13 protein-coding genes are annotated in these 17,004 nt (G+C 72.4%); 7 read left to right on the top strand and 6 right to left on the bottom strand.

The genetic code is table 11. From position 1 onward, the window contains the following. Nucleotides 1-14: 14 nt before the first annotated feature. Genes V2S66_RS25795 through V2S66_RS25785 form a run of 3 tightly spaced genes read left to right on the top strand, consistent with a single transcriptional unit; the run spans nucleotide 15 to nucleotide 2,091 of the window. Nucleotides 15-602 (top strand): DUF4865 family protein, encoded by a 588-nt coding sequence (locus tag V2S66_RS25795; protein ID WP_330798927.1) that lies wholly within the window; start codon nucleotides 15-17, stop codon nucleotides 600-602. Beyond that, nucleotides 599-1,132, top strand: coding sequence for a carboxymuconolactone decarboxylase family protein (locus tag V2S66_RS25790; RefSeq protein ID WP_330798926.1), 534 nt, complete (start codon nucleotides 599-601; stop codon nucleotides 1,130-1,132). The genes V2S66_RS25795 and V2S66_RS25790 overlap by 4 nt, the downstream gene beginning before the upstream one ends. Further along, a complete protein-coding gene (locus V2S66_RS25785) occupies nucleotides 1,129-2,091 on the top strand; it encodes a phosphotriesterase family protein (RefSeq protein ID WP_330798924.1) in 963 nt (320 codons plus the stop codon). The genes V2S66_RS25790 and V2S66_RS25785 overlap by 4 nt, the downstream gene beginning before the upstream one ends. A 10-nt stretch (nucleotides 2,092-2,101) precedes the next feature. On the opposite strand, the gene V2S66_RS25780 is transcribed toward V2S66_RS25785, so the two are convergent. Next, the gene (locus V2S66_RS25780) at nucleotides 2,102-2,926 is read right to left on the bottom strand and encodes an endonuclease/exonuclease/phosphatase family protein (protein WP_330798922.1); all 825 of its coding nucleotides are present in this window, start codon (nucleotides 2,924-2,926) and stop codon (nucleotides 2,102-2,104) included. 65 nt (nucleotides 2,927-2,991) lie between these two features. Between V2S66_RS25780 and cpt the strand changes: the two genes are divergently transcribed. Then, a complete protein-coding gene (cpt, locus tag V2S66_RS25775) occupies nucleotides 2,992-3,528 on the top strand; it encodes a chloramphenicol phosphotransferase CPT (RefSeq protein ID WP_330798919.1) in 537 nt (178 codons plus the stop codon). A 328-nt stretch (nucleotides 3,529-3,856) separates the two neighbouring features. Here the strand turns inward: cpt and V2S66_RS25770 are convergent, their stop codons facing one another. Then, on the bottom strand, nucleotides 3,857-4,846 hold the full coding sequence (locus V2S66_RS25770) for a LacI family DNA-binding transcriptional regulator (protein WP_330798917.1): 990 nt from the start codon (nucleotides 4,844-4,846) through the stop codon (nucleotides 3,857-3,859). Between the two features lie 283 nt (nucleotides 4,847-5,129). On the opposite strand from V2S66_RS25770, the gene V2S66_RS25765 reads away from it, so the two are divergent. Then, nucleotides 5,130-8,276, top strand: coding sequence for a GH92 family glycosyl hydrolase (locus V2S66_RS25765; protein WP_330798915.1), 3,147 nt, complete (start codon nucleotides 5,130-5,132; stop codon nucleotides 8,274-8,276). Nucleotides 8,277-8,312: 36 nt separating this feature from the next. On the opposite strand, the gene V2S66_RS25760 is transcribed toward V2S66_RS25765, so the two are convergent. The 3 genes from V2S66_RS25760 to V2S66_RS25750 all read right to left on the bottom strand — a co-directional run bounded on the left by V2S66_RS25760 (nucleotide 8,313) and on the right by V2S66_RS25750 (nucleotide 12,580). Further along, a complete protein-coding gene (locus tag V2S66_RS25760; RefSeq protein ID WP_330798913.1) occupies nucleotides 8,313-9,530 on the bottom strand; it encodes a glucose-1-phosphate adenylyltransferase in 1,218 nt (405 codons plus the stop codon). A 149-nt stretch (nucleotides 9,531-9,679) separates the two neighbouring features. Further along, the gene (glgA, locus tag V2S66_RS25755; protein ID WP_330798911.1) at nucleotides 9,680-10,843 is read right to left on the bottom strand and encodes a glycogen synthase; all 1,164 of its coding nucleotides are present in this window, start codon (nucleotides 10,841-10,843) and stop codon (nucleotides 9,680-9,682) included. A gap of 66 nt (nucleotides 10,844-10,909) precedes the next feature. Beyond that, the gene (locus V2S66_RS25750; protein WP_330798909.1) at nucleotides 10,910-12,580 is read right to left on the bottom strand and encodes a xylosidase; all 1,671 of its coding nucleotides are present in this window, start codon (nucleotides 12,578-12,580) and stop codon (nucleotides 10,910-10,912) included. A gap of 741 nt (nucleotides 12,581-13,321) precedes the next feature. Here V2S66_RS25750 and V2S66_RS25745 point away from each other — a divergent pair. Together V2S66_RS25745 and V2S66_RS25740 are read left to right on the top strand one after the other, a co-directional pair. Next, nucleotides 13,322-14,299, top strand: a complete 978-nt coding sequence (locus V2S66_RS25745; protein WP_330798907.1) for an acetylxylan esterase — start codon at nucleotides 13,322-13,324, stop codon at nucleotides 14,297-14,299. A gap of 130 nt (nucleotides 14,300-14,429) precedes the next feature. Continuing rightward, nucleotides 14,430-15,323 (top strand): SigB/SigF/SigG family RNA polymerase sigma factor, encoded by an 894-nt coding sequence (locus V2S66_RS25740; protein ID WP_330799003.1) that lies wholly within the window; start codon nucleotides 14,430-14,432, stop codon nucleotides 15,321-15,323. Nucleotides 15,324-15,469: 146 nt separating this feature from the next. On the opposite strand, the gene V2S66_RS25735 is transcribed toward V2S66_RS25740, so the two are convergent. After that, the gene (locus tag V2S66_RS25735) at nucleotides 15,470-16,975 is read right to left on the bottom strand and encodes an MFS transporter (RefSeq protein WP_330798906.1); all 1,506 of its coding nucleotides are present in this window, start codon (nucleotides 16,973-16,975) and stop codon (nucleotides 15,470-15,472) included. Nucleotides 16,976-17,004: the final 29 nt, after the last annotated feature.

The raw sequence follows: 17,004 nt of genomic DNA, 5'->3' as shown, positions 1-17,004 counted from the left end.
CGAGGAGTCCGCACGTGCACGCCATGAACTACCGCATCACCCTGCCCGCCGACTACGACATGGGGATCATCAGGGAGCGGGTCAGGACCCGCGGCCACCTCCTCGACGCGTACCCGGGGCTCGGCTTCAAGGCGTACCTGGTCCGCGAGCGCGGCACCGCGGGCTCACCGGTGAACCAGTACGCGCCCTTCTATCTGTGGAACACGCCTCAGGGCATGAACTCCTTCCTCTGGGGGGCCGGATTCCAGGGCCTGGTGGACGACTTCGGCCGCCCCGCCGTCGAGCACTGGACCGGGATCGCCTTCGAGCGCGGCCCGGCGGTGGCCGCCGCGCCGCGACAGGCGACGCGCGCGGCCCGCCGCCTTGCGGACACCGAGAACCCGGCGACCGCGGTCGGGCACGCGGTCGGGGAACTGCCGGAGGCGGCCGCCCGGCCGGGCGTGCACAGCTCGGCGCTGGCGATCGACCCGCGCACCTGGGAGCTCGTGTGCTTCACGCTGTGGGAGGACGAGGCCCCTGACGAACCGGGCGCGGAGCGCAGCAGTGTGCTGCACCTGTCCCGGCCCGGTCTGGACGCCATCGACGGCGGGCGGCAGTGGTGAGCGCCCGCCCGACGCCCGGCCCCGACCCCGACCCCGGCCTCCAGGCGGCCATGGTGAGGGCGCCGCTGGATCGTGACGCCGGCTACCGGCTGCTGGCGGAACTGGCCGGTCCCGCCACCGTCGAAGGCACCCTCACCGGGCTGGACGCCCTCGCGCCCGGCTTCCCCGACTGGATCGTGACCGCGCTCTTCGGCGGCACCTACCAGCGCGAGGGACTGGCGCTGCGCGACCGGCAGATCGCCACCCTCGCGGCGCTCACCGCGCTCGGCGGTGTGGAGCCCCAACTCGACGACCACGTGCGCAACAGCCTGCGCATCGGCGTCGAACCCCGGGAGATCACCGAGGTGATGGTGCACCTCGCGCCGTACGTCGGCGTGCCGAAGGCGCTGGCCGGCCTGCGGGTGGCCGCGGCCGTGTTCCGCGACGTGACGCCGTCGGCGTCGGCGGGCGTAGACGGCGCGGACGGCGCGTCCGAGGCCGCCGACGACGGGGACGCGGAAGCCGGCCCGGCGGCGGGCGGCGCCCGATGAGCGCGATCCGCACCGTCCTCGGGGACATCGCGCCGGACGCCCTCGGTGCGACCGACGCCCACGACCACCTCTTCTTCGCGGCGCCCGCGCTCGCCGGGCAGGAGCTGGACGATCCGGCGGCGGCCGAGGCCGAGTTGGCCGCCTACCGCGCCGCGGGCGGGACGGCGGTCGCGCAGTGGACGCCGTTCGGCCTCGGGCGGCGGGCCGCCGAACTCCCCGCCGTCTCCCGGGCGGCCGGGGTGCACGTGGTGGCCGCGACCGGGCTGCACCAGGCGGCGCACTACGACCCGGCGCTGGTGCGGGGGCTGCACGCACGCGGGCTCGGCGGGTTCTTCACCGCCGAGCTGACCGAGGGCATGGTCGAGGGCGACGATCCGGACGGGCCGCGCGGGCCGGCGCGGGCCGGCATGATCAAGGTCGCCGGGATGTTCCACGGCCTGGACGACCACTGCCGCCGGGTGATGGCGGCCGCCGCCGAGGCGCACCACGCGACCGGCGCGCCGATCGGCGTGCACCACGAGGCCGGCACCGCGGCCCCGGACGTCCTGGCGCTGCTGCACGGCGAGTGGGGCGTGCCGGTGACGTCTCTCCTGCTCGGCCATCTGAACCGCTTCCCCGATCCGGGTCTGCTCCGCGAACTGGCCGCGTCCGGAGCCTTCCTGGCGTTCGACGGGCCGTCCAGGGCCCACCACGCCACCGACTGGCGGCTGGTGGACTGCCTCACGGAGCTCGCGGCGGCCGGCCACCTCCGGCAACTGCTGCTGGGCGGGGACACCGTGGTCGCCGCGGCCCGGTCGGTGACCGGCGACGGGCCCGGCCTGCCCCATCTGCCGCGGGTGCTGCGTCCCCGGCTGGCACGGGCGCTCGGCGAGGAGGCGGCGCGGGCGGTGTTCGTCGACAATCCGGCGCGCGCGTTCGCGGTGGACTGGCGCGGTGGCACGCCGTACGGACGGCGATGAGCCGTCGCGGTCAGGACGGCAGGGCCAGTTCGGTGACGACGGCGGCGTGGTCGGACGCCCACACGCCGTCCACGGCGGTGTCCGCGGCGCGGCGGGTGAGGCGCACCCGGCCGCGGCCGCCTTCGCCCGGCGGGCCGACCAGGATGTGGTCGATGCAGCTGGGCCGCGATCCGAAGCCGGCCGCGTCGCGGTGGGCCATGTCCCAAGTGCCCTGCGGCAGCGCGGGATCGGCGAACCGCCAGCCGTCGAGCAGCACGAGGCCGGGGGCCGCGGGCGCGGTCTTGTAGCCGCACAGCAGCCGCATCTCGTCGAAGTCCGGCTCCGCGTTGAAGTCGCCGGTCACCACCGGCGGATGGGCGTGGCCCGCACTGCGCTCCCCTACGAAGGCGGCCAGCGCGCTGACCTGCGCGCAGCGGACGGCGGACTCGTCCAGGCCCGAGTTGAGGTGGGTGGTGAAGAACGGCAGCGGGCCGCCCGGCGTGTCGATCAGCGCGTGCAGCGCGGTCTTCCCGTCGTCGGGAAAGTCGCCTGCGGGCAGCCGCAGTTCCGCCGTCTCCAGCAGCGGGTGGCGGCTGAGCACCGCGATGCCGACGTCGACGCTCGTGTCACCGCCGTTGCGCCCGTGCCAGCGGTCCTGCACCGGCGAGCGCGACCACGTCCAGTGCATGCCCAGCTCTGCGGCCAGCCATCGCGCCATGTTCTCGCCGCCCGGCGCCGCGCTCCCCCACACCTCCTGGAGGCCCAGGACGTCCGGGCGCTCCCGGCGGAGCGTGTGCAGCACGGCGGTGCGACGCCGCTCCCACGGTCCGAACCGCCACCACAGGTTCCAGGTCATCACCCGCAGTGTGTCGCTGCCGATATCCACTCGCCGACGCCCCTCTTCCGCTCTACCGTGGCGCAGTGCCCACCCACGTGATCATTCTGAACGGCGGTTCCAGCGCGGGGAAGAGCAGGCTCGCGCGCTGCCTTCAGGACGTGCTGGTCCGCGAATGGCTGACCTTCGGCGCCGACACCCTGGTCGAGGCGCTGCCGGCCCGGCTGCGCTCCTCGGCCGGCGGGATCGGCTTCGCGCCGGGCGGCGAGGTCGCCACCGGCGACGCCTTCCAGCGGATGGACGTCGCCTGGTCCGTGGGCGTCGCGGCGATCGCCCGTGCGGGCGTGCCGGTGATCGTCGACGAGGTCTTCCTCGGTGGCCCGGCCTCCCAGGCCCGCTGGCGGGCCGCGCTCACCGGCCTCGCCACCCTCTGGGTGGGCGTCCGCTGCGACCCCGACGTGGCCGCGGCGCGCGAGGCCGCCCGCGGCGACCGGCCCACGGGCATGGCCCGCACCCAGGCCGCCGCGGTGCACCGCGGCGTCCTCTACGACGTCGAGGTCGACACCACCCACACCGACGCAGCGGGCTGCGCCCGCACGATCGCGACCCACGTGATCGACTGACCCCCCGGCGCGCCCACCGCGCCTCGGGGGGCTGCCCCGTCTCCCAGTCCCGTCGCCACGAACCCCGCGGAACGCCTGCCGCGCCGGGCCCTCACATCCGGCACGACCGGAACACCACCCGGGCTCACGCAGCGTCGCCCCACACCCCGCGGACGCGGCCACCCGGAGGAGTCTGGCCCTCCCCACGCGGCGGCCCGCCCGCCAGGCGCGGCCACCCGGAAGGGGCCGGCCCGCCAAGCGCACGGCGCGGCCCGCGCCGGCGGGCACCCGCAGGGCGCAGCCCTCGCGGCCCACGGACGCGGCCCGCGTCCACCGTTTCGACGCGGCGTCAGCCGCGCGGCGTGCGGATCAGCAGGCGGGTGGGCAGGACGACGTCGCGCGGCGGCGCGGACTCGCCGTCGATGCGGGAGAAGAGCAGGTCGGCGGCGGTCGCGCCGAGGGCGTGGGGGTCCTGGCTGACGACGGTGAGCGGGGGGTCGAGCCGGTCGGCGAGCGGCAGGTCGTCGAAGCCGACGACGGCGACAGGGCGGGGGCGCGGCGGGGCGTCCAGGACGCCGAGGGTGATGAGGTCGTTGCTGGTGAAGAGCGCGGTCGGCGGCTCGGGCAGCGCCCACAGGCGCTCCAGCGCGGCGTGCGTCTCGCCGTGCGACCGCAGCCCGTGCCGGACCAGCGCCGGATCGGCGGGGACGCCGCGCTCGGCGAGCGCGTCGAGATAGCCCGCGTGGCGCTCCGCCTGGGTCCAGATGTCGTAGCGGTCGCCGAGGCAGGCGATCCGGGTGTGGCCGCGGTCCAGCAGGTGGGCGACGGCGCGGCGGGCGCCGGCCCGGTTGTCGACGGTGACGGTGTCGACGGCCAGGCCGCGGGCCGGCCGGTCGACGCACACCACGCGCGTGCCGCGCTGCATGGGCTGCCGCAGGAATCCGTGGCCGCCGATCGTCGGCACCAGGATCAGGCCGTCGACCCGGCGGGCGGTGAACGCCGCGATCACCTCGCGCTCGCGGCGCGGGTCGTCGTTGGTGCTGCCGACCAGCACCACGTAGCCGCGGCGGTGCGCCTGGTCCTCGACCGACCGGGCCATCAGCGCGTAGAAGGGGTTGGCCAGGTCGTCGACGACCAGGCCGATGGCCGAGGTGCCGAGGTTCTTCTGGCGCAGGCTGCGGGCGTTGTCGTTGCGCTGGTAGCCGAGTTCGCGTACCGCGCGCGCGACCCGGGCGGCGGTGCCGGGGGCGACTCCGGCCTCACCGGCGACGACCCGGGAGACCGTCATCGGGCTGACCCCGGCCGCGCGGGCCACGTCCTTCATCGTCGGGCGCTCCACGGGCCTCCCTGTCGTCGCCGGTCGACGGTCGCCGCGTCCACCGTGGCGACAGCCTCGCACAGACGCGGGGCGCGCAGGCACCCGCGGCGCCTCGCGCGCACACCCCGCGCCAACGTCGCGTGCCGCCGCCCCACCGGTCGCCTCCCGACCCCTTGACACCACGTCAGGTACACATCAAGAATGCGATTCCGCTTGGTAACGTTCACATTGCTTCGAGCCGCTCCTGCCCCGAGGCCGCCCGGCGTCACCGCGCCGTGCCGCCTCCGCGAGAAGGTGGTACTCCGTGCTCCCTGCCGTGCTCCGCTCCCGCACCACGGGCGTCCTGAGCGCCCTGTTACTGGCCGCTCTCGGCGTCGGCGGCGTCACCTCCGCACCGGCCCACGCCGCGACGCTCAACCTGACGCAGTACGCCGACCCGTTCGTCGGCACCGACGACAGCTCCGCCCCCAACCCGGTGCCGGGCGGGGCCGGCGGCAGCACGTACCCGGGGGCGGTGGTGCCCTTCGGCGGCGTGCAGTTCAGCCCCGACACCCCGACCGCGTCGCCGTCCGGCTACCGCTACTCCGACACCTCCGTCGAGGACTTCAGCCTCACCCACTTCGACGGCGCGGGCTGCCCCAACAACGAGGACCTGCCGCTGCTGCCGATCACCGGCGCGGTCGGCGCCTCCCCCGGCAGCAGCTGGACGAGCTACGCGTCCGCGTACACCAAGTCCAACGAGACGGCGGCGCCCGGCTACTACAAGAACCGGCTCGACAAGTACGGCACCGACGTGGAGCTGACCGCCACCACCCGTACCGGCATGGCCCGGCTGACCTACCCCTCGTCCACCAGCGCGGGGCTGCTCATCAACACCAGCCGCAGCGCGACCGGCAACCGCAGCGGCTCGGTGAAGGTGAGCGGCTCGGAGGTGACCGGCAGTGTGACGGCCGGCGGCTTCTGCGGTTCGTCGAAGACCTACCAGATCTACTTCGACATCCGCTTCGACCGCGCCCCCACCGGCTTCGGCACCTGGTCGGGCGGTACCGTCTCGGCCGGCTCGTCGAGCGCCACCGGCGCCAACACCGGTGCGTACGTCACCTTCGACACCACCGGCACCCGCACCGTGCAGGCGAAGGTCGGCCTGTCGTACGTCAGCGTGGCCGGCGCGCAGGCCAACCTGACCGCGGAGAACAGCGGCTGGGACTTCAACGCGGTCCGCACCGCGGCCGACACCTCGTGGAACGCGGTGCTCAACCGCGTGCAGGTCACCGGCGGGGCGGCCACCGACCTGCGGAAGTTCTACACCTCGCTCTACCACGTCTTCCAGAGCCCCAACATCTCCAGCGACGTCAACGGCGACTACCGGGGCTTTGACAACGCGGTGCACAACTCCTCGCGGCCGGTCTACCAGAACTACTCGGGCTGGGACATCTACCGCTCGTGGGCCGCGCTGGTCGCCCTGATCGCGCCGAACGAGGCCGCGGACATCGCCAACTCCATGGTCCTGGACGGCCAGCAGGGCGGCCTGCTGCCCAAATGGTCGCAGCAGACCAACGAGGACTTCGTGATGACCGGCGACCCGGGCCCGATCATCGTCGGCAGCATGTACGCCTTCGGGGTGCGCAACTTCGACACCGCGGCCGCGCTGACGCTGATGGAGAAGTCCTCCAGCGGCGGGACCACGCAGGGCTCCCCGGTACGCGGCAACCAGTCGACCTACACCAGCCTCCACTACCTGCCCGGCGCCCCCTCGGACTCCCTGGAGTACTCCGCCTCGGACTTCGCCGTCGCGCAGTTCGCCAAGGCGCTCGGCAACACGTCGAGTTACAGCACCCACATGGCCAGGGCGCAGTACTGGCGGAACACCTACGGCACCGACTCGGGCTACGTGCAGCCGCGCAACTCCGACGGCAGCTGGACCTGGCCGCTGGACCCGGCGAGCCAGAGCGACTTCACCGAGGGCAACGCCTCCCAGTACACCTGGATGGTGCCCTACGACTTCGCCGACCTGATCAACGACATGGGCGGCCGGCAGACCGCGGTGCAGCGCCTGGACCACCACTTCACGCAGGTCAACGCAGGTCAGACGCTGCCGTACTACTACATCGGCAACGAGCCGGAGCACGGCGTGCCGTGGGCGTACGACTTCGCCCGCGACCCGGCCGGCGCCTCGGACGCGGTGCGCAAGGTGATGTCCGAGTCCTACACCACCGGCGCGGGCGGCCTGCCCGGCAACGACGACCTGGGGGCGACCTCGGCGTGGTACGTGTGGGCGGCGCTCGGGCTGTACCCGGCGACGCCCGGAGCGGACACCCTGGCGGTCAACGGCCCGTCCTTCCCCTCGGTGCTGATCCAGCGCCCCGGCGGAAACATCACCGTCAACGCGTCGGGCAGCGGGAACTACGTCCAGAACCTGACCGTCAACGGCACGGCGACCAGCCACAGTTACCTGCGCTACCCGGACGTGGCGGCCGGCGCGACGCTCGGCTTCACCATGGGGTCCACGCCGAGCGCGAGCTGGGGCACCGGCGCCTCGGACGCGCCGCCCTCCTTCACCGACGGCGCGACGCCGGTGCCGGCCGCGCCCGAACTCGGCACGAACCTCGCGCAGGGCAGGACCGTGACCGCCTCGACGGCCTGCGCCACCGCCGAGTCGGGCGACAAGGCGGTGGACGGAACGCTGAAGAACAACAGCAAGTGGTGCTCCAAGACGGCGGGCGCCACTCTCACCGTGGACCTCGGCAGCACGCAGAACGTGTCGTCCTTCGTGGTGAAGCACGCCGGTCTCGGCGGTGAGAACACCGCCTGGAACACCGCCGCCTTCCAGTTGCAGACCAGCACCGACGGGAGCACCTGGTCGACCGCCGCGACGGTCACCGGCTCGCGCGCCAGCCGTACGTACAACGCGGTCTCGCCGCGGCAGGCCCGCTACGCCCGGCTGGTCGTCACCACGCCGGCGAACACCTCGGGCAACGGCAGCGACGCGGCCCGGATCTACGAACTGGAGGTGTACGGCGGCGGATCGCCCGACCTCGCGGTGGGCAGGGCGGCCAGCGGATCGGACTCGTGCGGGACCACCGAGACGCCCGACAAGGCGGTCAACGGCAGCTACACCGGCGGCACTTCGGACAAGTGGTGCTCCAAGGTGACGGGCACCAAGACGCTGACCGTCGACCTCGGCGCGTCCCACGCGCTGACCTCGCTGGTGGTGCGGCACGCCGGCGCGGGCGGCGAGGACCCGGCGTGGGACACCAAGGACTTCGACCTGGCGGTGTCGTCCGACGGCTCCACCTGGACCACCGTCGCCCAGGTGCGCGGCAACACCGCCGACACCACCACCCAGCAGGTCAGCCAGAGCGGCCGTTACATCCGGCTCAGCGTGATCACCCCGACCCAGAACACCGACCCGGCCGCGCGGATCTACGAGTTGGAGGCGTACGGCAGCTAGCCTCCGGGCCGGACGACCGGTCCCCGCGGGGACCGGTCACAGCACCCGCTGGGCCTTGCCCAGGGCGATGACCCCGGCCGCGGACACCGTGTACAGCTCACGGTCGCGGTCGGGGTTGACGCCTATGGTGGCGCCCGGCGGCACCTCCACGTTCTTGTCCAGCACCGCGCCGCGCACGATCGCGCCGCGGCCGACCCGCACGTTGTCGTGCAGCACCGAGCCCTGCACCACCGCGCCGGCGTCGACCACGACACCGGGCGACAGCACCGAGCGGGTGACCTGGCCGCGGATCAGGCAGCCGGGGCTGATCACCGACTCGCCGGCGAAGCCGCCGGCGGCGATCTTCGCCGGCGGCAGCTGGCCGGGATGGGTGTAGATCGGCCAGCGCCGGTTGTGCAGGCTGAACGCCGGCTGGTCGGAGATCAGGTCCATGTGCGCGTCGTAGTAGGCGTCGAGGGTGCCGACGTCCCGCCAGTAGCCGTGGTCGCGCGCGGTCTCGCCGGGCACGTGGTTGGAGTCGAAGTCGTAGACCTGGGCGACGCCCTGCTCGGTGAGCCGGGGCAGGATGCTGCCGCCCATGTCGTGCACCGACTGGGTGTCCTCGGCGTCCGCGTGCAGCGCGTCCAGCAGCGTCTTGGTGGTGAACAGGTAGTTGCCCATGGAGGCGAAGACCCGGGTGGGGTCGCCGGGCAGCCCCGGCGGGTCGGACGGCTTCTCCAGGAACCGCTCGACCTGGATGCCGTCGGCGGCCGGCGTGATCACCCCGAACGACGAGGCCTCCGTCCTGGAGACCTTGATCCCGGCCACGGTGACGCCCGCGCCGTGCTCGACGTGCTGGGCGAGCATCTGCCGCGGGTCCATCCGGTAGACGTGGTCGGCGCCGAACACCGCGATGTAGTCGGGCTGTTCGTCGTGCACCAGGTTGAGCGACTGGAGGATCGCGTCGGCGCTGCCGAGGAACCAGCGCGGCCCGAGCCGCTGCTGCGCCGGCACCGGCGTGACGTAGTTGCCCAGCAGGCTGGACATCCGCCAGGTCGTGGTGATGTGCCGGTCCAGCGAGTGCGACTTGTACTGCGTCAGCACGCACACCTTCATGACGTCGCCGTTGACCAGGCTGGACAGGACGAAGTCCACCAGCCGGTAGGTGCCGCCGAAGGTCACCGCGGGCTTGGCCCGGTCCGCGGTCAGCGGCATCAGCCGCTTTCCCGCGCCACCGGCCAGCACTATGCCCAGCACCGAAGGCCCACCGCGCATGAGCCACCCCCTTGGGTCCGTGTCCGTTCGATCCGCCGGCTGCGTGTACGCAGTCCGAATGTCCCTCGCCCGGACGTCCGTTGTCTGAACGTCCGCTGTCCTGTGTCGCACCGTGCCCCACCGTCCCGGCGACGGGCCGGGACGGCCGCTCACCCCGGCTTGGGCAGGGCCGCGTACAGGTCCACCGTGCGGCGGGCGACGGTGTCCCAGCCGAACTCCCGTACCGCGCGGTCCCGGCCCGCCTCGCCCATCGCGGCGGCGGTGACCGGGTCGCCGGCCAGCCGGTCGACGGCCTCGGCGAGGGCGGCCTCGAACTCCTGCGGCCGGTCTTCCTCGTAGGGCACCAGCAGTCCGGTCTCGCCGTCCTGCACGACCTCGGGGATGCCGCCGACCGCGGAGGCGACGACCGCCGTGCCGCAGGCCATCGCCTCCAGGTTGACGATGCCCAACGGCTCGTACACCGACGGGCAGACGAACACCGCCGCGTGCGTGAGCAGTTGGACGACCACGGGACGCGGCAGCATGGCGGGGATCCAGTGCACCCCGTCGCGCACCTTGTTCAGCTCGTCGAAAAGGCCGCGGAACTCGCGGTCGAGCGCGGGGGTGTCGGGCGCGCCGGCGCACAGCACGAGCTGGATCGCCGGGTCGATCCGGCGGGCCGCGCGCAGCAGGTGCGGCACGCCCTTCTGCCGGGTGATCCGGCCGACGAAGAGCACGTAGGGACGGCTGGGATCGACGCCGATCCGGGAGAGCGCGTCGGTGCGCGGGTCGGGGCGGTAGGTGGCGGTGTCGATGCCGTTGCGGATGACGTGCACCCGCTCGGGGTCGAGCGCCGGGTAGCAGGCCAGGATGTCGCGGCGCATGCCGTCGGAGACCGCGACGACGGCGTCGGCGGATTCCATCGCGGTGCGCTCGGCCCAGCTGGACAGCGCGTATCCGCCGCCGAGCTGTTCGGCCTTCCAGGGGCGCAGCGGCTCCAGGGAGTGCGCGGTGAGCACGTGCGGGATGCCGTGCAGCAGCTTGGCGACGTGCCCCGCGAGGTTGGCGTACCAGGTGTGCGAGTGCACCAGGTCGCAGTCCTCGACCGCGGCGGCCATGGCCAGGTCCACGGCGAAGGTGCGCAGCGCGTCGTTGGCGCCGTCCAGGCTGGAGGGGGCGCGGTGGCGGAAGGCTCCGCCGTCCGTGCCCTCCCCCCAGCAGTGGACGTCCAGGTCGACCAGGGAACGCAGCTCGCGGGCGAGGAACTCGACGTGGACGCCGGCCCCGCCGTACACGTCCGGCGGGTACTCCCGGGTCAGCAGCCCCACCTTCACCAGGTTCCTCCCACCATCGACAGCCGCGTGCCTCGTGCCTTCCCCGTTCGGGGGCGGACTACCCCGTCAGGAGGTCACAAGGTCGAACTGCTCCCAGCCGCCGATGGCGGCGCGGTTGGCGACCAGTGCCGCGGCGCCGGCGTTCTCCGCCGTGACGTACTGGCCGTTGGCGAGCGCCTTGAGGCTGACGGTGCCGTTGCTGTTGTGGACGAGCTGGAAGGTCTCCCAGGGGCCGACGGCGGTGCGGTTGGCGATCAGCGGGGAGGCGCCCGCGTTGTCCGCGGTGACGATCTTGCCGTTGGCGTGGGCGCGCAGCGCGATGTTCCCGCCGCCCTGGTCCAGCAGGTCGAACTGCTCCCAGGCGCCGACCGTCGTGCGGTTGGCGATCAGCGCGGAGGCGCCGGCGTTGTCGGCGGTGACGTACTCGTTGTTCGCGCGGGCCCGCAGGGCGACCACCGTGCCGGTGCCCCCGCCGGTGGAGACGACCGGCTGGGTGGGGCGGGTGGCGGTCAGCGCGATCTGGCCCTTGAGCATCTTCCCGCCGTCGCCGGTCAGCCGCAGGTAGTAGTCGGAGGAGCAGGCGGTGCCGTCCTCGTCCAGCGCCAGGAAACCGGAGTTGGTGGGCGTCCACGCCTGCGACTCGGCGGTCTTGGCGATCTGGTTGCCCTCGTTGAACTCGTCGAACATCGAGATGTAGACGCCCTGCACCCCGGCGCGGACCATGTTGTAGAACTGCCGCCACATGAAGTCGCCGTGGGCGCGCTGGCGGAGCGTGACCGCGCCTGGCAGCACGCACGGCTGGTAGTCGATGCCGTGCGCGGCGCACTCGGCGAGGTCGGGCACGGTGGCGACGTTGTAGAAGTTGTCGGCGTCGGCCACGGTGCCGATCCGGCCGACCATCCACGGCGAGATCATGTCGAACGCGTGGTAGACGTCGGAGAATCCGGCCCGCGAGTCGCGGTCGCCGGTACGCCACCAGGTCGGCACGCCGCCGATGACGTAAACGCCCTGCGACTTGAACCAGTTGACCACGTCCAGGCAGGGCGCCGGGGCCCAGGGCCGCTTGTCGTCGTTGAAGCCGAAGCCCCAGATGCACACCACCGGCTTGCCGTTCTGCCTGGCGTACGCGGAGGAGGCGGTGTGCGCCTTCATCTTGTTCGTCCAGTCGGCCTTGATCTCCGACTGCATGGTCGTCCAGTCGGTGACGTCGTACATGATGTAGAACTTCCGGCCGTGCGACTCGGCGGCGCTGCGCACCTTCTGGGCCATCGCGTCGCGGGTCGGGCCCTCGCCGCCGGTGGGGTTGAAGCGCTGCAGGGCTGCGGTGTCGATGGTGTTCTGCTGCATCCACTGGAAGTGCGTGTCCACGGTCTGCTGGTCGTAGGAGGAGAACAGCGTCGCGGGCTGGCCGTTGCCGAGGGCCGCGTAGCCGGTCTGGTACGTCTTGGCGTAGTCGCGGACGTCCGGCCAGGCGACGATGCCGGTGTTCGAAGGGGACGGCGCCTGGCCGGAGTTCGCGCTCCAGTGCCACCAGGCGTTGATCGGGGCGCCGTCGCCGATGCAGGCGAACCAGCCCTGGTAGCCGACGGTCACCTTGCCGACGACGTCGCCGGGACCGCTGGCGGCCGGCAGTGCGGTGGAAGCGGTTGCGGTCCGTGCCAGACCGAGTGCGGCCAGTGCGGCGGCGGCCGAGCCGCCCGCCGCGGTGCCGACGAGCGTACGACGTGAGACTCCCATGGAGGGCTCCGATGTTCAACAGCTGAACCCAGCCGCCCGCGTGGAGGAGGCCGCTCGGTTCGCGCAGGTTTGCGGTGGGGGAAGGCGGCTGCCGTGTTCTGCGGCCGCCACGCTGAGCGCTTCGAACAAGCGGGTCAGGTCTGCAGGGATTCAACTGCTGTAACAAATACCTCGTCAAGCACCAGGAGAAGGATTGCCCTTTGCTCCCGCTTGATGGCGGTTCCGCCTGATGCGAGGGGCGTTGACCCCTCGCCTGTGGACGCCAGACATCGGATGACCTGCTTCACGCCTTGACCGCTTCACGATCGATGTCAGCGCTTTCACAGCATGCGGCGGGAACCATTCCGCAGGGCATGGCCGTCAGACCGGAGGGAACCGGTGGACCCGGGAGCACCGCACGGCGGGGCGCGCGAGGAGACCACCGGCAGAAACACGGCAAGAAGCACCGGCAAGAAGAGGTGAACCGAGATGTCCTGCCCCGACGTGAACTGCCGCAAGGGCGGCTGCACGACCGATCCCGAGCGAGGCCGACCCGCAGGCGACCGCGCACCCCGCACGTGAGACGAGGTCCACCCACCACCACCGGCCCACCGGCAACTCGGGGAGATTCCCCACGATTCCATCAGGAACCGACCGACACCACCCGTCCCACTCAACCGGTTCAGAGCGTTCTTCCGGGCCGGCGGCGCGGCACGTACCGTGTGACCGATCGTCGCCCCCGAGAACCCCCGAAGGACCGCCATGGCCCTCTTCGACCTGCCGCTGGACCGCCTCCGCAGCTACCGGAGCGGCTCGACCGAGCCCGAGGGCTTCGACGGGTTCTGGGCCGGCACCCTGGCCCAGGCCCGGCAGCACGACCTGGACCCGCGCTTCGAGCGGGTGGCCACCGGCCTGTCGACGGTGACGACGTACGACGTCACCTTCGCGGGCTTCGGCGGCCACCCGGTCAAGGGCTGGCTCACCCATCCCGCGGGCGCCGCGGAGCCCCTCCCCCTGCTGGTCGAGTTCGTCGGCTACGGCGGCGGCCGCGGCCTCGCGCACACCCATCTGCTCTGGGCGTCCGCCGGGTACGCGCACTTCGTCATGGACACCCGCGGCCAGGGCAGCGGCTGGTCCACCGGCGACACCGACGACCCGGTCGGCAGCGCCCCGGCGTCGCCCGGCTTCCTCACCCGCGGCATCGAGGACCCGGACGCCTTCTACTACCGCCGGGTGTTCACCGACGCGGTGCGCGCCGTCGAGGCGGCCCGTTCGCACCCGCTGACCGACTCCTCGCGCACCGCGGTGACCGGCGTCAGCCAGGGCGGCGGGATCACCCTCGCCGTCGCCGGCCTGATGCACGATTTGTCAGCAGTCGCCCCCGATGTCCCTTTTCTGTGCGACTATCAGCGCGCCGCGACGATCACCGACGAGATGCCGTACCGCGAGATCGGCCGCTACCTGTCCGCCCACCGCGACCGCAGGGACCGGGTCTTCGAGACCCTCTCCTACTTCGACGGCGTGCACTTCGCGGCCCGCGCGACGGCCCCGGCCCTCTTCTCCACCGCGCTGGAGGACGAGGTCTGCCCGCCCTCGACGGTCTTCGCGGCGTACAACTCCTACGCCCAGGACGACAAGCGGATCGAGGTGTACGACTTCAACGGACATGAGGGCGGCGGCCCGTTCCAGCAGGTCAAGCAGCTGGACTGGTTCGCCGAGCGGCTCGGCGCGGGCATCTGACCGGAGCCCGCGCGGACGCCGTGCGGAATCGTTACCAAAGTCGTCCGGGACCAATTCGGCATACTCCGATGGGTCCGGGGCAGGCGCGGATCGAACTGTCCGATGAGTGCGAGGCGATGACGTGACCACAATGCTTGAGCAGGCTGAAAGCACGGACGTGACGGGCACCGTCGAGAGCCTGTCGGCCGGGCCCACGGAAGCAACGAGCGGGCTGCCGCTGATCGACGACGCGACGGCCGTCGCGCCGAAGGACGCCCGGGTGCTCTCGCGGCTGTTCTTCGACCGGCTCCAGGAGCTGGAGGAAGGCACCCAGGCCTACAGCTACGCCCGCAACACCCTGATCGAGATGAACCTGGCGCTGGTGCACTTCGCCGCCGCCCGCTACCGGAACCGGCCGGCCACCGACCGCGAGGAGATCGTCCAGGTCGGCACGATCGGCCTGATCAAGGCCATCGACCGGTTCGACCTGTCCCGTGAGACGGAGTTCACCACCTTCGCCATCCCGTACATCGTCGGCGAGATGAAGCGGTTCTTCCGCGACACCTCCTGGGCGGTGCACGTGCCGCGCCGGCTGCAGGAGCTGCGGGTGGAGCTGAGCAAGGCCAAGGAGCACCTGTCGGTGCTGATGGACCGCGACCCGACCACCGCGGAGCTCGCGACCTTCCTCGAGATCACCGAGCAGGAGGTGCTGGAGGGCCTGGTCGCCGCCAACGGCTACACCGCGGGCTCCCTGGACCTCCCGTACAGCGACTCCGACGGCGGCTCCGAGGCCGAGGGCCGCACCCTCGCGGACACCTTCGGCGAGTGCGACCCGGCGCTGGAGCTGGTGGAGAACTTCCACAGCCTGGCCCCGCTGATCGAGAAGCTGCCCGAGCGGGACCGCCGGCTGCTGCAGATGCGGTTCGGCGAGGAGATGACGCAGGCGCAGATCGGCGAGGCGATGGGCTACTCGCAGATGCACGTCTCGCGGCTGCTCAGCCGGACGATCAGCCGGCTGCGGGCCGGGCTGCTCGCCCAGAACTGAACCCTCGGACAGTTCGCACGCGAAGGGGTCCGGTGGCCGTGACGGCCACCGGACCCTTCGCGTGCGCCACGCTCCCCCGGGCCTGAGGCCCGCGCGGACCTCAGGCCCGCGCGGGTCCGGGCTGAGGTCCGCGCGGGCCCGGACGCTCAGGCCCTGGCGGGCCCGGACGCCGACGCCGAGCCGGCGGAGGACCGGCTGGCCGAGGAGATCGGCGCGGCGATGTCCTCCAGCGACCTGCCCTCGGCCTTGACCGCCAGCGCCACCGCGACCAGCCCCGCCGCGGTCATGAGCGCGGCGCCGACGCAGAACGCCAGCACGGTGTCCCCCACCACGCCGGACTTGGTGAGGTCGGAGAAGACCAGCGGACCGCTGATGCCGCCCGCCGCGGTGCCGACCGCGTAGAAGAACGCGATGGCCATCGCCCGGGTCTCCATCGGGAAGATCTCCGAGACCGTGAGGTAGGCGCTGCTGGCGCCGGCCGAGGCGAAGAAGAGCACGACGCACCAGCAGGCGGTCATCGTGGTCGCGTCGAGCGACCCCCGGTCGAACAGCCACGCGGTGCCGAAGAGCAGGAGCCCCGACAGCAGGTACGTCGAGGAGATCATGACCCGCCGGCCGAGGGTGTCGAAGAGCCGGCCGAGCAGCAGCGGGCCGAGGAAGTTGCCCGCGGCGATGACCGCGAAGTAGTAGCCGGTGTCGCCGGCCGAGACGTTGAAGAAGGTGGTGAGGATGTTGCCGAAGCCGAAGGTGATGGCGTTGTAGAGGAACGCCTGGCCGACGAAGAGCGACAGCCCGAGGACGGCCCGCTTCGGGTACTTGGTGAACACCGTCCTCGCGATGACGCCGAAGCCGATGCTGAGCCGCGGACGGATGGTGATCTCGCCCCCGGGCGGCGGCAGGTCGGTCTGCTTCTCCGCCTCGATCCGGTGCTCCACCTCGGTGACCAGTCCCTCGGCCTCCTCGCCCCGGCCGTGGATGTACTGCCAGCGGGGACTCTCCGGGACGTGCCGCCGGACCAGCAGGATCACCAGGCCGAGCACCACGCCGAGCGCGAAGGTGAGCCGCCAGCCGATGTTCGCGGGGAAGAGGTCGGTGTTCAGCGCGACCACCGACAGCAGCGAGCCGCCGATCGCGCCGAGCCAGTAGCTGCCGTTGATGATCAGGTCGACCCGGCCGCGGAACCGGGACGGGATCAGCTCGTCGATCGCGGAGTTGATCGCCGCGTACTCGCCGCCGATGCCGAAGCCGGTCAGGAACCGGAAGGTGAAGAACCACCAGGGCGCGAAGGACAGCGCGGTCATGGCGGTGGCCGTCAGGTACACCGCGAGGGTGATCATGAACAGCTTCCTGCGGCCGAACCGGTCGGTGAGCCAGCCGAAGAACAGCGCGCCGGCGCACGCGCCGGCCACGTACAGCGCGGCGGCGATGCCGGTGATCTGGGCGGCGGTGACGGCGAGACCGCTGCCCTTCTCGGACAGCCGGCCGGCGATGTTGCCGACGATGGTGACTTCCAGACCGTCCAGGATCCAGACGGTGCCGAGTCCGATCACGATCATCCAATGCCACCTGGACCACGGCAGCCGGTCGAGTCGGGCCGGTACGTCGGTGCTGACGGTGTCGTCTCCGGCGGAGCCCGGGGCGGGCCTGGCCATGGAGGATCACCTCCTCGTCGCTCAGTTTC

It is taken from the genome of Actinacidiphila polyblastidii, from assembly GCF_036353415.1.
In the GTDB taxonomy this organism is placed as follows: domain Bacteria; phylum Actinomycetota; class Actinomycetes; order Streptomycetales; family Streptomycetaceae; genus Actinacidiphila; species Actinacidiphila polyblastidii.
The sequence above is the reverse complement of the archived record's forward strand: the minus strand, read 5'-3'. Positions and strand labels throughout refer to the sequence as shown.

What these genes read in the sequence shown, in the direction of transcription:
- V2S66_RS25785 (WP_330798924.1), top strand. Translation starts at nt 1,129, where the DNA reads ATGAGCGCGATCCGCACCGTCCTCGGGGACATCGCGCCGGACGCCCTC.
- V2S66_RS25780 (WP_330798922.1), bottom strand. Translation starts at nt 2,926, where the DNA reads ATGACCTGGAACCTGTGGTGGCGGTTCGGACCGTGGGAGCGGCGTCGC.
- V2S66_RS25760 (WP_330798913.1), bottom strand. Translation starts at nt 9,530, where the DNA reads ATGCGCGGTGGGCCTTCGGTGCTGGGCATAGTGCTGGCCGGTGGCGCG.
- V2S66_RS25750 (WP_330798909.1), bottom strand. Translation starts at nt 12,580, where the DNA reads ATGGGAGTCTCACGTCGTACGCTCGTCGGCACCGCGGCGGGCGGCTCG.
- V2S66_RS25745 (WP_330798907.1), top strand. Translation starts at nt 13,322, where the DNA reads ATGGCCCTCTTCGACCTGCCGCTGGACCGCCTCCGCAGCTACCGGAGC.
- V2S66_RS25740 (WP_330799003.1), top strand. Translation starts at nt 14,430, where the DNA reads ATGCTTGAGCAGGCTGAAAGCACGGACGTGACGGGCACCGTCGAGAGC.
- V2S66_RS25735 (WP_330798906.1), bottom strand. Translation starts at nt 16,975, where the DNA reads ATGGCCAGGCCCGCCCCGGGCTCCGCCGGAGACGACACCGTCAGCACC.